This is a genomic window from Bdellovibrionota bacterium (genome assembly GCA_035292885.1).
Classification (GTDB): domain Bacteria; phylum Bdellovibrionota_G; class JALEGL01; order JALEGL01; family DATDPG01; genus DATDPG01.
In genome coordinates this window covers 1-12,760 of record DATDPG010000184.1, presented here as the reverse complement: position 1 = coordinate 12,760, position 12,760 = coordinate 1, and the positions used below count along the sequence as shown (strand labels likewise).

Here is a 12,760-nt window from a genome sequence, read left to right as displayed (position 1 = left end):
GAACGTCGTGATCTGCGCCACATGCGTCTGTTCGAGAGACGCGGAGCCGCCGTACTTCTGGGCGACGTACGTGATTACGGCGTCCCTCCCCTCTTGGCAGAAATCGACATCGATGTCGGGCATCGAAATGCGCTCGGGGTTTAAAAACCGTTCAAAGAGAAGGTGATAGGGAATCGGATCGATGTCCGTGATGCTGGTGGCGTACGCTACCAAGCTGCCCGCCGCGGAGCCGCGGCCGGGACCCACCGGAATTCCACTCTGTTTGGCGTAGTTGATAAAGTCCTGAACGATCAGAAAATAACCCGCGAAGCCGGTCTTCTGGATGATGGCAAGCTCTTCTTCCAGTCGCGCGTAGTACCGTTCCCGAATCCCATGCGTCGGTTTTCCTTCGCGCTCGTAGAATTTAAGAATCAGCGGCATTCGCGCTTCGAGACCCTTTTTAGCGAGGGTTGCCAAGTACCCTTCGAGCGTCTCGTTGGCGGGGACGTCGAATTTCGGCATGTGGTATTCCCCTAGTTTCATTCGGAAGTCGCATTTGCGGGCGATTTCGAGCGTGTTGCGGATCGCTTCGGGACAATCGGCAAAAACTTCCCGCATTTCTTCGGGAGACTTGACGTAAAACTGATCCGTGTGAAATCGCAGTCGGTCCTGGTCTTGAACGTTCTTTCCCAACCCGATGCAGAGAAGAAGGTCGTGGGCTTTGGCGTCTTCCCGGTGAAGGTAATGGCAGTCGTTGGTCCCCACGACGGGGAGCGACAGCCGTCGGGCCATCTCCCGCAGCCCTTGATTCACCCGCTCCTGTTCGGGAACGCCGTTGTCCATCGTTTCGATGTAATAATTTCCATTTTCGAAGATCGTGCTGTACTCGCGAGCCGCCTCTTCGGCTACATCGGCTCTCCCCTCCAGAAGCATTTTGGCCGGCACGCCGTTCAAACAACCGGAAAGGCCGATCAGGCCGCGGCTGTATTTTCGGAGAATCTCCCGGTCCATTCGCGGTTTGTAGTAGTACCCCTCGAAATGAGCGAGCGTGACGAGGCGGAAGAGATTTCGAAGCCCCTCTTCGTTTCTCGCCAAAAGCGTGATGTGGTGGGTGGGGTACTGATGCGACTTTTCCCGCCGATCACCCTGCGTGATGTACCCTTCGATCCCGATAATCGGCTGAACTTCCGCCTGGATCGCTTTTTCGTAGAATTCCAAGGCCCCGAAGAGATTCCCGTGATCCGTCAGCGCCACGGCCGGCATACCCGTCTTCTTCGCCCGATCGAGCAGCCCGTCGATCGTGATCGCGCCGTCTAGGAGGGAATATTCGGAATGCAAATGGAGGTGAACGAAGCTCATGGACCGCGAGCGAAAACTACGAGATTCCGCTCCTTACATCAAGAACGAAAAACGTCGTTTTAACTCCCCGCCCGGGAGACTTTGCACGCTTTCTTTTGCTCGTCCTTCCCTTATAAAATTTGACGTCGGATCACTTTTCATAGTCAGACGTTAGTATGGGCGGGGCACGATCGCACACGAAATGTTACGTTCAGCTCGTAAAACGCACAAATATCATGAACCTCTGAAAAATGTTTACAACTCTCGCATAAATCCGGCTCCTCTTCGGATCCTTCCTTACGACTCTTCATGGTTCAATTGAGCCGTACCGCTTTTGGAGCGCCAGCCACCCGTCATTTAGATAGCGTTTTTTCCTAAAACGCGGGCTCCTGGCGGCGGCAGAGCCCGCGCTCAGCCAAACTGCCCTGTAAAAAAGGAGAAATCATTTCTTTACCTTACGGGATGTGTGACGGATGTACGCGACAAGAACCTTCTCTCCACGAACGGTGTAGACCGCGCGTACGAGTGGAGAAAAAATAAGACACCGATATCCGGAAAACTCGGCACACATAGCAATTCCGATGCTCGGAAATTCCGCCAACACCTCCAATCGACTAAGGATTTCCGACCGGAGGGGCTCATAAAACTCATCCAGATCCTCGACCGCTTGGGGGAGGAGGAAAACTTCCACAAGTCACGCCTTCTTTTTGGCTTTCAAAGATCGAAGTGAAACTGCCCTTCCTGCCCTCGTTTCACGTTCAGCCCGCTCCAACCGTTTTTCCCAATCCGGGAATTCCTTTTCCTCGTTTGTAATGATCGTTCCTTGGAAAAAGTCGAGATCAACCACGGCGGCAGCGCCTCGACCATGCAGCGTGACAACGACCGGCTGGCGTGTTTTTCGAACTTGCTCGATTACGGCGCTTGCCCGACTTTGAAGTTCAGAAACCGGGATAATGGTCTTTATGTTTTTCATTACATAATTCTATATTGAATTCTATATATAAATCAAAGGGGCAAAATCGAGGCAATTCGTGCTTGACTATCGGCGTTTCTGGCGCCGTATCGACTTGGAGATCTTTCGAATCACGTCCGGGACAACCTCCGTCAAAGGTTCAGGGATCGGGATTTGAAACGTATTCATTTGAGCGCACAGGTACGGAAGGTCGATCTCATGATCGGATTGGAAAATGGATTGTAGATCGTCCATGTCGCTAAAGCGTCTTTTGTTATTTCGAAGGGCGTAGAGTTTCGAGACAATGACATCTTCGATTGTCAGACAAGGCACGACGTCATGACCGAAAGGAATCCGATTCAGTTCCGCGCGGGAAAGCGCATCCTCGAACCAAGGGAAGGCTGGCAGAATGAAATCGACCCCGATGACTTTTCGGTCCTTCGGATCCCGCCCGACGATGATGTAGGGCTCCGTGTTCCCGCGCTTGATCGCGAACATCGGCCCCCCCTCCAGGTCCGCCTTTCGTGCGATTCCAGGTGTTAATCCCAAGGAAATCACAATTCTCTTGGCCACCTCCTCCGTTCTCGCTTTCGCAAGAATTAGGAAGTCGATGTCGTCAGTCGTCCTCGGGTTCTTCCGATACGCAAGCGTGGCCACACCTCCGGCCAGTGCGTACCGCACGCCCTCGCCTTCAAGCGCCTTAATCGCGCCGTGGAGGAGTTCGGATAGCGTCATTCGTTCCCACTCTCCTGTAAAACTCGAGCGCCGAGTCGGCGAAATCAAGTCCTCGGCGCGCGGGCGAAGCATAGGTGACGGTTCTCTGTTCGAGTGCGGCGTTAGCAGCCGCCTCGAGAATGCGCGAAAGAAACGAAAAATCGGGATGGCGGGTGTTCAAGGCAAACAGCACGCGGTTCCCCTCTTGTTTCCGTACGACTCGGTATTCCCGCTGAAGTTGTTTCAGTGCACGCTGGACCGAATAGACGGGGCTTTGGGAGAGATACGCAACGTGCCGAAGGGGGATGGGGCGGGACTGACGGTACAACGTCTGCAGCACGGCGGTGCGTGCCTGCGAGCAAAAAATCGTGTAAATTCGGGATGTCACATAATTATTGTACATATTTTTGTACATTAATCAAGGGTGGTTCCCCTGATCCAGCGGTCCATTGCCCTAGCCGGCCGGGAGATATCCGATCATGAGCGGGATCGTAGCCACGACCCCGCGCAAGACGGGCGACGAGGGTTTGTTCACTCCCACTCTATGGTGGCCGGGGGTTTCGACGAAATGTCGTACACGACGCGGTTGATCCCGCGCACTTCATTAATAATCCGATTGGAAACGCGGCCGAGCAAATCGTGCGGAAGCTCGGCCCAGTCGGCCGTCATTCCGTCCGAACTGACGACGGCGCGCAAAGCACAGACGTTTTCATACGTCCGCAAATCTCCCATGACTCCCACACTTTGAACCGGGAGAAGAACGGCGAAAGCCTGCCACACTTTGTCGTACAACTTTGAGGAACGGAGCTCGTCGATAAAGATCGCGTCGGCTTCCTTAAGAAGCTTGACACGTTCAACGGTGATCTCGCCCAAGATACGAACCGCCAATCCGGGCCCCGGGAACGGATGGCGGGAGACGAGCTTGTCGGCCAGCCCGAGCTCGCGCCCCACTTCCCGTACTTCGTCCTTGAAAAGCTCCCGCAACGGCTCGATCAGTTTGAGATTCATTTTTTCCGGCAGCCCCCCGACATTGTGGTGGGTTTTAATCGTCACCGAGGGTCCTCGGTCGACGGCGGATTCAATCACGTCGGGATAAAGCGTTCCTTGGGCCAGGTATTTCACGCCCTTAATCGAGCGAGCCTCTTCCTCAAAGATCTCTACGAAGAGCCGGCCGATCGTTTTCCGTTTTACTTCCGGTTCGACGACACCCTGAAGCGCTTTATAGAATCGATCGGCCGCGTTCACGACGCGCAAATCGACGTGAAAATGCTCTCGGAAGTTCTCTTCGACCTGCCGGGCTTCATTTTTTCGCAACAAGCCCGTATCCACGAACACCGCCGTCAGTTGCGTACCGATCGCCTTGTGAAGCAAGAGCGTGACCACCGACGAATCGACGCCGCCGGACAAACCGCAAATGACGTGGTCCTTGCCCACCCGCGTTCGAATCTCCTCGATCTCGGTGGCGATAAAATGCTCCATCGTCCAATCCGCTTTCGCTTTGCAGATCTTGAACAGAAAATTCTCAATCACCTGGGGACCGATCGACGTGTGCGTCACTTCGGGATGAAACTGAACGCCGTAGTGCTTTCGCTGGGTATCCCGAATCGCTGCGTAGGGCGAATTGTCGGACGTGGCGATGACTTCGTACGCGTCGGGGAGAGAATCGATCCGGTCGCCGTGGCTCATCCATACGGAATACGGCTTCGATTGAATCGTGAGGCCGTCAAAAAGCGGATCCGCTCGTTTCAACGAGACTTCCGCGCGGCCATACTCGCGAGCCTGGGTCTGCTGAACTTTTCCGCCCGCCGCATGCACCAAGAGCTGCTCGCCGTAACAAACTCCAAGAATGGGGACCCCCCATCCCAGAAGTTCGCGCGGCAAGCTCGGCGCCTCCCGCTCGTAAACCGACGCGGGGCCTCCGGAAAGAATGATTCCTTCCGTCGCCTTTTTGTGAGCCGCCATCGGTTGATGCCAGGGGACGATCCGGGAATAGACTTTCTTTTCCCGCACTCGCCGGGCGATCAACTGTGTGTATTGGGAGCCGTAATCGACGATCAAAATCACGATTTTTCGCCCGACGTCTTGAGAAGGAAATCGTTGAACGCCGCGTACGACATCCCGAATGCGCTTTCGAACTGCGCCCGCGGATTCTTTCCTGCGCCGACCGACTTTAGATAACTCCGGATCGTGTCCATCCCGGACTTCTGTTTCAATTCGTATACGGCGACGTACGCGATGGTGTAGGCCAGGCCCGAAGCGACGGTCCCGTGGTCGCGGCCGAAATACGATTGGGAATCGAGCGTCTCCAACGAAAGATACTTTCCGTCCTGTTTGGCGATAACCAGGGTGTTGTAGTCGATGTTGTGGGGTGCCGGATCCACGCTGATCAACCGTTCTTCGTACACCGCCAATCCCTCGTTCATCCAGGCCGGGACGCGCCCGTAATGGGTATCAACAATCAAATGTGTTAACTCGTGTCGAAGCGTCGTTTTCAGGGAATAGTCGACGTCGTTGTCCGCCCGCGCCTGAATCCCCTCGCGGCTATAAAACGCGGGTATCCGGGTCGCGATCGTTCGCGGGAACTTCGCATGGTACGTTTCCGGCGAGTAAAAGAAAATCTTCACGTTAGAATTGGACGGCATGTCGCCCAAGTCGCGCGTGAGATCGCTCAAAATATTTTTCACCTCCGGAAGGATGTTCTTTTTGAATTCGCCGATTTGACTTGCATCGCCGGTCTGTTCGAAGGTGACGGAAATTCCGCTTTCACTCAAAACCTCGGTCCCCGCGGAGAGAGCGGCGCCCGGGAGCAGCGTCAGAACGACGCCAAGTACTTCGATCCATAAATACGCTGAGGCACCGAGGTTGTCGATGCACCGCGTTATCGGTGCCCGGCGACTGAGGCGTACCGGGAAGTACGGCGAAGGAGGCGGATGCAGCGACGACCGAATGCCAACGTATTTATGGATCGAGGTACTAAGCCAGGCCGGCCGCCAAATCATCCTTCGCTCCGATAGTTCGGAGCCTCTTGCGTGACCGTCACGTCGTGCACGTGACTTTCGCGAAGCCCGGCTCCGGTCTGCCGAACAAACTTCGCGTTCTTCTGAAGTTCCGGAATCGTCCGCGCGCCGACGTAACCCATTCCGGCGCGCAACCCGCCCAGAAGCTGATGAACCATCACCGACAAAGAGCCCTTGTACGGAACGCGGCCTTCCACGCCCTCGGGGACCAGTTTCAAATCGCTGCTGATCTCCTGTTGAAAATAGCGATCGGCCGATCCGTCCCGCATGGCCCCTAGCGATCCCATCCCGCGGTACGCTTTGTACGTTCGCCCCTGGTACAAAATCATTTCGCCCGGAGCTTCGTCCGTTCCCGCAAATAGGGACCCGATCATCACCGTCTCGGCCCCCGCGGCCAGCGCTTTGACGACGTCGCCGGAATACCGAATTCCGCCGTCGGCGATGACCGGCACGTCGTGCTTCCTCGCTTCCGACACCGCCTCCATCACCGCCGTGAGTTGCGGAACCCCGACCCCCGCGACGATTCGCGTCGTGCAAATCGATCCCGGCCCGATTCCGACCTTGATTCCGTCGGCGCCCGCGTCGATCAAAGCTTTTACGGCTTCCGCCGTGCCCACGTTCCCCGCCACGATCTGCGCCTCTCGATGGGTTTTGCGAAGCTCTTTCACGAACCCGATCACACTCTCCGCGTGCCCATGGGCCGTATCCACGACGAGAACATCTGCGCCGGCCTTGAGAACCGCTTGTGCGCGGCCGACATGATCCTTGCCCGTGCCGACCGCCGCCGCTACCCGAAGACGCCCATGTTCATCCTTGCAGGCATGTGGGAACTCCAGCGTCTTCTTGATGTCGCGAATGGTGATCAATCCTTTCAAGTTTCCGTCTTTATCCACGACCGGAAGTTTCTCGATCCGGTGCTGGTGCAAAATATCTTTCGCGTCGTCCAGTGTGATCCCTTCCGGCGCCGTCACCAGCTCCTCTCGGGTCATCACGTCCGCAACCTTCTGATTCATGTTCTTTTCGAACTGAAGGTCCCGGTTCGTCAATATGCCGACCAGTTTCTTTCCCTTCGTGACCGGAATTCCGCTGATTCGGTAGCGGCTCATCAATTCAATGGCCTGGATGACCAATTGATCCGGTTCGATCGTGATGGGGTCGTTGATCAGGCCGCTCTCCGACTTTTTGACCTTCCGGACTTCGTTCATCTGTTGCTCGATCGGCATATTCCGGTGAATCACGCCGATTCCCCCCTCTTGCGCCATCCGAATGGCCAAGGGAGACTCCGTGACCGTATCCATGGCGGCCGAGAGAAGCGGCATGTTGAGTCGGAGTTTGGTCGTCAGGCGGGATGACAGATCGACTTCTTTGGGCAAAACAGAGCTGCGCTGCGGCAAGAGGAGAACATCGTCAAAGGATAAGGCTTGTGGAAAGCGGTCCACACTCATATATACTTACTTGTTAAATTCCTTGGCTGAAGAATTGGCGGAGTGTAGGGAAAAGTTCAATATAGTCAAGACGTAAGCCGACCCACGCGGTACCGTGAACCCCGAAGACAAGAACCGAAAAGCCGACGACCTGATGGCTGAAATTTCTCATGAATTCAGCCTCTTCGACGCCGTAAACCCACTCAACCACGCGCAGGAACGGGAACGCTTTCTAAAGGCATGGGAGCGCGGAGAAGCCTATAACCCGCGTTACGAATACCGCCTTCTCCCACCCGATCTTCCGAAGCTCAAAAAGCGGCTCTCCGCTCTCGATTTCGGCACGAGCGTTTTCGACAAGATGTTCGACGAACTCCGGACCGAGTGGCAGCGAACGCTTGCCGTCGCGGACGCACGGGGGACGCTTGAAGTTACCAAGCGCTCCCAAGAACTGTACGGCGAACCGTCGGCCGCCCTCGCCAAGGAAGCCCAAGCTGCGCTGGAAGAATCGGCGGAGGCGAAGGAAGAAAGCCCGGACGTCGGCGTGAAGGGACTGGCGGAAAAGATGCGTGAGCGCCTGCGACAGGACCGAATTGAAGGTTGGGACGTCATCGAGGACCCCACGACGGTGATGCTGGCTCATGTCGACGCGGCCCACCGGAGAATTCGGCTGCAGGCCGGAATGATCGTGACGTCGGCCATGGTGGAGCGGCTTCTGCACCATGAGATCCAAGTTCACGTGTACCGGACCGCCAACGGAGAACGTCAACCGTTCAAGGCGTTTGCGCTCGGTTTCGGTCGCTGGTTGGAAACGGAGGAAGGGCTTGCCGTTTCGCTGGAAGAACGATTGGGTGACTCCATCCCCAGTGTTCGCCGCCGCTACGCGGGGCGCGTGATCGCCGCCAGCCTTGCGTCGACAAAATCATTCTTTGACATTTTCGCCAAGCTCGTGGAATCCTTCAGCCCCGAAGAGGCCTTCACATTGACTCAGCGGAGCAAACGGGGCCTCGAGGACACATCGCACCCAGGTGGCTTCGTTCAAGACCATATTTATCTGCAGGGAAAGAAACGGATCGCAGATCTGAAAACGGAGGACCTTCGGCTACTTTACAGCGGAAAGATCGCGGTACATCACCTGCCGGTGGTTCGTGAATTGATCGCCCAACACAAACTGATGGATCCCGCGTTTCTCCCATCCCCACTTTATGGATGAAAAATCATTAGAACGCATTCCTCGCTTTTCCTGGGGCGAAATCAAGAAACATTTGGAAGCCAAGGCGCCGTTTGAGGTGATCAGCCCGATGGCCAGTGCTCTCATCCGCGTCAAGCGGTACGAGCCGCTGATCGCACTGGCGATCCATGCCGGCCACCGCGTACGCGAGGAAATGACCGTCAAGATGTCGATCGAAGAAGACGAGCGGCTCCATGAAGAGGATGTCCACGTCGAGCAGTTCATCGCCGAAGCGCCGATTCAAATGATCGGACTCGATTCCCGTTTCGAATACGATGTCAACCGCCCCCGAGGCAATTCGGTTTACCTAAAACCAATGGAAAGCTGGGGGAAAAAAGTCTGGCGGACCCCGCCGTCGAAAGACGAATTGGAAATCTCGTATCAAAAGTACGACGAATTCCACGAGCTGCTGGAATTTATCGTGGAAACAATCACGGGATATTTTCCAAAGCCGGTGATTCTGGACCTGCACTCGTACAACTACCGCCGGCAGTCGTACAACGGAAAAGAAAACTCCCTGCCGGTGCTGAATCTGGGAACCACCGCCCTCGACCGGAAGAAACATGCGAAAAGCATCGACCGGGCCCTCTCCGATCTCGCCGCGATCAAGCTTCCCGGAGTGCCGATGGTGGTGAAGGAAAATGACGTCTTTAAGGGAAACGGGGCGGTCGCTAAAGCGATGGCTTCAAAATTCCCGGAATCCTTACTCTTAAACATCGAAATCAAGAAGGTTTACATGAACGAAGAGAACGGAGATTTCCATCCGGCGATTCTTAACGCGCTCAAAGAGTCTCTCCACAAATTCGCGCGCACGACCATGGAGCAGTTCGCCGGGTTCAAGTCCACGTGACGCCGGCCATAGAGATCCGGAAGCTCGTCAAAAACTACGGTCCGATTCAGGCCGTAAAAAGCATTTCCTTTGAGATTCAGTCCGGAACCTTCTTTGGTTTTCTCGGCCCCAACGGCGCGGGCAAGACGACGACGATTCACATCCTTACAGGCCTTTGCAATCGAACGTCGGGCGAAATTCGGGTCTTTGGCAAAGATGTGACGACCGATTATATCGATTGCCGCCGCCGCATCGGATTTGGACCCCAGGAATTCAACTTCGACCGATTTTTCTCCATCCAAAAGTTACTGGAATTTTCAGCCGGATATTTCGGCGTCTCACGCAAGGTTGCGCGTAAACGAACCGAAGAACTGCTGGAGCGGTTCGATCTCATCGATAAGCGCAATGAACATGCCCCCAAGCTATCGGGCGGCTTGAAACGCCGCCTCTTGATCGCCAAGGCCCTGGTCCACGATCCGGATATATTGATCCTCGATGAACCGACCGCCGGCGTGGACATCGAAACCCGTCACGAGATCTGGGAATACCTCAACCAACTCAACCGGCAGGGAAAAACGATTTTCTTGACAACCCATTATCTGGAGGAGGCGGAGAAACTCTGCCGGGACATCGCCATCATTCACGAAGGAACGATTGTGGAACGAGGCCTCACGTCCGAGCTCATGCAGCGCGACGGAACCAATCTCGAAAGAATTTTTCTTCGCCTCGTCCAGAATCGTACGGAGACGAACGTTGGCTAATCCCCGTGGGTTCCGGACCTTAGCGGAGCGGGAGATTTCACGGTTTCTCTCGCTTCCCAATCAAACGATCTGGCCAGCCGTCGTCAATGCTATTCTGTACATCGTCGTTTTCGGTTTTTTTCTCGGCTCGCGCGTGTCTGACATTGAGGGGGTTCCCTACATCACTTTTATCTTTCCGGGACTGCTGATGATGGGCGTGGTCTTGGCCGCGTTTCAAAACGCGTCCTCCTCCTTATTCATCGCCCGCTGGGAGCATTTCATCGAGGACCTTCTCGTCGCGCCGATATCATTTCTCGAGATGGTCGTCGCCTACGTCCTCGCATCCGTCGTGCGCGGCGTCCTTTCGGGCCTGATGGTCCTGATTGCGGGCATTCTTCTGGTTAAGACTCCCCTGGAACATCCGTTTTTGCTGGTGGTTTCGCTCGTCCTTAGCTCGATTGTTTTTTCCGCCAGCGGCCTCATCGTCGGGCTCTGGGCCGAACGATGGGACAACATCGCGATTTATTTAAACTATGTGGTTACGCCGCTGATGTTCTTGGGGGGCGTCTTTTATTCCACGTCCACCCTCCCGGAAGGGTATCGTTGGGTGAATTACGTCAATCCGATTTTCTACATGGTGGAAGCGGTTCGATACGCTTTTTTGGGCCGAACGGATGTTCCCTTCGCCTTGAGTATGGCCGTCACCGTAATCATCGCGTCGATCTTTTTTCTTTGGGCGGTGTACCTGTTCAAGAAAGGGTACAAGCTCCGAACCTGAAATTGACACTGGGCGCGGTAGGCCGGTAATCTGCGCCTGTTCCCCGGTAGCTCAGTCGGTAGAGCAGCTGGCTGTTAACCAGCGGGTCCGCGGTTCGAGTCCGTGCCGGGGAGCCATACATTTTTTTCGCGCGATTTTGCCAGGATGGACCAGGGTAACGGGTGCGAAATCAAAAGCGTTTTTCGCGACAGCCGAACGTTCGAGCCAAGCTTTTTCAGAAAATCTCTTTGGGATTCCAAATCACCGCTTGCCGCGAGCTTCCCCGCCTGGTGAGCCGCCGAGAGAAAATTTCCTGCTGATTCGAGCCAGCCGGTTGCCGTTTGCTTCAACTGCCCAATTCGCTCTTCGAGTTCAAGCTTCCGGGTAAGCAACTCCTCCTTTTTGGCAAGGTACTCGGGCCTTTCGAGGACTCCTTCAAGATGTGCGTCCAGGAGGCGCTGGAGTTTGATTTGAATCTTTGAAAGTTGCTCCGATAGGCTGGCAACCGGTTGGGTCGAATCGGCCCGTTCGTTGGCCAAGGCGCTCTTTATTTTTTCATAAATGTCGTCAGGCAGAGCAACGGCCTCAATTGCCGCCCGTGCTTGTTCCGCAATGCTTTCTTCTCGGACGTAAGGTTCCGAGCACGCGTCGCGTTTTTTCGTGCACCGATAATAAACATGCCCTTTTTGGCGCTCTGCCGTGATTGAGCAACCACAGCTATGACAAGTGGCCAGGCCAACGAACGGATAGTAGTGCTTTTTCTGCGTATGCGGACGGCCGCGGTGCTTTAAGACGGCTTGAACTTGATCGAAGGTCTCTTTGCTTATGAGTGGGGCGTGTATGCCTTCGTAAAGCTCGCCATTGATTCGCATGTGGCCGTAGTAGAAAGGATTGCGAAGCATGGTTTCAATCATCGACTTGGCGAGCAGGCTGTTCTGCCGAGTTGTAAGACCCCACTCATAAGCCAAGATTCGTAATTGTTGCATCGAAGAGCGGCCGGACGCGTACGTTTCAAAGAGGCGGCGAACCAGCGGTCCTTTCTGAGGGTCGATCACAACCTTTCGGACATTTCGGTCATTGAGATATCCGGTAGGTGCCCATCCCGGCCATTCACCACGCCGTAATTTTTCCCGGATGGCGCGTTTGACGTTGTCCGAAAGGTTATCGGAGTAAAGTTTGCTCTGCCCAAAGGCAAGATTGAGCATGAATTTGCCCTGCGGCGTGTTTTCAAACCAGAACGATCCAAACTTCAAAGACTTTAGTTGTCCGCAATCCAAGAGATAAATGATCCGGCCGCCATCGACAGAATTTCTTGCCAGGCGATCCGGATGCCACGAGAGAATTCCTTGGGCTTCTCCGCGTTCAATTCGATCGAGGATTTGATTAAAGATAGGGCGGCCGGGAGTTTTGGCCGTCATGGATTCGGTAAATTCACCCGCAACTGGAAGATTTTCCTTCGAAGCGAACGCGCGGAGTTCGGACAATTGGGCGTCGATACTTAAGACTTGTTTTTCTTCGGTATCCGTACTTTTCCGCGCGTAGAGAAAGAATTTATTCACCATGACGGCCCCTTTGCTTCAGTTGAAAAGTTGCTTTTGCCTTTGGGCAGAACTTATCAAAACGTGATCGACCCTATTCCTACGATTTGGCGATGTAAAAGAGCAGCGTCCAACCGTGGTGGTTTAATAAGGTCCTCGTGGGACAAAACCGCGCTTGGGCTCTTCGAGAGCATATACTGTGCGATGGTTGTTGATTCACCCACAGTATGAACGGAAGGAGCGC

At 54.9% G+C, this 12,760-nt stretch carries 11 protein-coding genes and 1 tRNA gene; 5 read left to right on the top strand and 7 right to left on the bottom strand.

All coding sequences use genetic code 11. From position 1 onward, the window contains the following. The 7 genes from dnaE to guaB form a co-directional block, all read right to left on the bottom strand. The coding region (gene dnaE / locus VI895_13195) for a DNA polymerase III subunit alpha (protein HLG20754.1) at positions 1-1,338 on the bottom strand (1,338 nt) is incomplete at its 3' end. Between the two features lie 673 nt (positions 1,339-2,011). After that, positions 2,012-2,290: a type II toxin-antitoxin system Phd/YefM family antitoxin gene (locus VI895_13190; GenBank protein ID HLG20753.1), complete on the bottom strand. Its 279-nt coding sequence runs from the start codon at positions 2,288-2,290 to the stop codon at positions 2,012-2,014. A gap of 66 nt (positions 2,291-2,356) precedes the next feature. Then, complete coding sequence (locus VI895_13185; GenBank protein HLG20752.1) at positions 2,357-3,004, bottom strand: nucleotidyl transferase AbiEii/AbiGii toxin family protein; 648 nt, start codon at positions 3,002-3,004, stop codon at positions 2,357-2,359. Further along, entirely contained in the window at positions 2,970-3,371 is a 402-nt protein-coding gene (locus VI895_13180) for a hypothetical protein (protein HLG20751.1), read from the bottom strand. Before VI895_13180 ends, VI895_13185 begins: the two co-directional genes overlap by 35 nt. Positions 3,372-3,514: 143 nt before the next feature. Beyond that, positions 3,515-5,047 (bottom strand): glutamine-hydrolyzing GMP synthase, encoded by a 1,533-nt coding sequence (guaA, locus tag VI895_13175; GenBank protein HLG20750.1) that lies wholly within the window; start codon positions 5,045-5,047, stop codon positions 3,515-3,517. Beyond that, the gene (locus VI895_13170; GenBank protein ID HLG20749.1) at positions 5,044-5,982 is read right to left on the bottom strand and encodes a hypothetical protein; all 939 of its coding nucleotides are present in this window, start codon (positions 5,980-5,982) and stop codon (positions 5,044-5,046) included. Before VI895_13170 ends, guaA begins: the two co-directional genes overlap by 4 nt. Beyond that, on the bottom strand, positions 5,979-7,445 hold the full coding sequence (gene guaB, locus VI895_13165) for an IMP dehydrogenase (GenBank protein HLG20748.1): 1,467 nt from the start codon (positions 7,443-7,445) through the stop codon (positions 5,979-5,981). Before guaB ends, VI895_13170 begins: the two co-directional genes overlap by 4 nt. A gap of 94 nt (positions 7,446-7,539) precedes the next feature. On the opposite strand from guaB, the gene VI895_13160 reads away from it, so the two are divergent. The 5 genes from VI895_13160 to VI895_13140 all read left to right on the top strand — a co-directional run bounded on the left by VI895_13160 (position 7,540) and on the right by VI895_13140 (position 11,115). Further along, positions 7,540-8,634 (top strand): tyrosine/phenylalanine carboxypeptidase domain-containing protein, encoded by a 1,095-nt coding sequence (locus tag VI895_13160; GenBank protein HLG20747.1) that lies wholly within the window; start codon positions 7,540-7,542, stop codon positions 8,632-8,634. Continuing rightward, positions 8,627-9,502 carry an N-formylglutamate amidohydrolase gene (locus VI895_13155; GenBank protein HLG20746.1) on the top strand — a complete coding sequence of 292 codons (876 nt, stop codon included), beginning with the start codon at positions 8,627-8,629 and terminating at the stop codon, positions 9,500-9,502. The genes VI895_13160 and VI895_13155 overlap by 8 nt, the downstream gene beginning before the upstream one ends. Then, positions 9,499-10,242, top strand: a complete 744-nt coding sequence (locus VI895_13150; protein ID HLG20745.1) for an ABC transporter ATP-binding protein — start codon at positions 9,499-9,501, stop codon at positions 10,240-10,242. Before VI895_13155 ends, VI895_13150 begins: the two co-directional genes overlap by 4 nt. Beyond that, positions 10,235-10,999, top strand: a complete 765-nt coding sequence (locus VI895_13145; GenBank protein HLG20744.1) for an ABC transporter permease — start codon at positions 10,235-10,237, stop codon at positions 10,997-10,999. Before VI895_13150 ends, VI895_13145 begins: the two co-directional genes overlap by 8 nt. Positions 11,000-11,039: 40 nt before the next feature. Further along, positions 11,040-11,115: transfer RNA gene (locus tag VI895_13140), tRNA-Asn, on the top strand. The last annotated feature ends 1,645 nt before the right edge of the window (positions 11,116-12,760 follow it).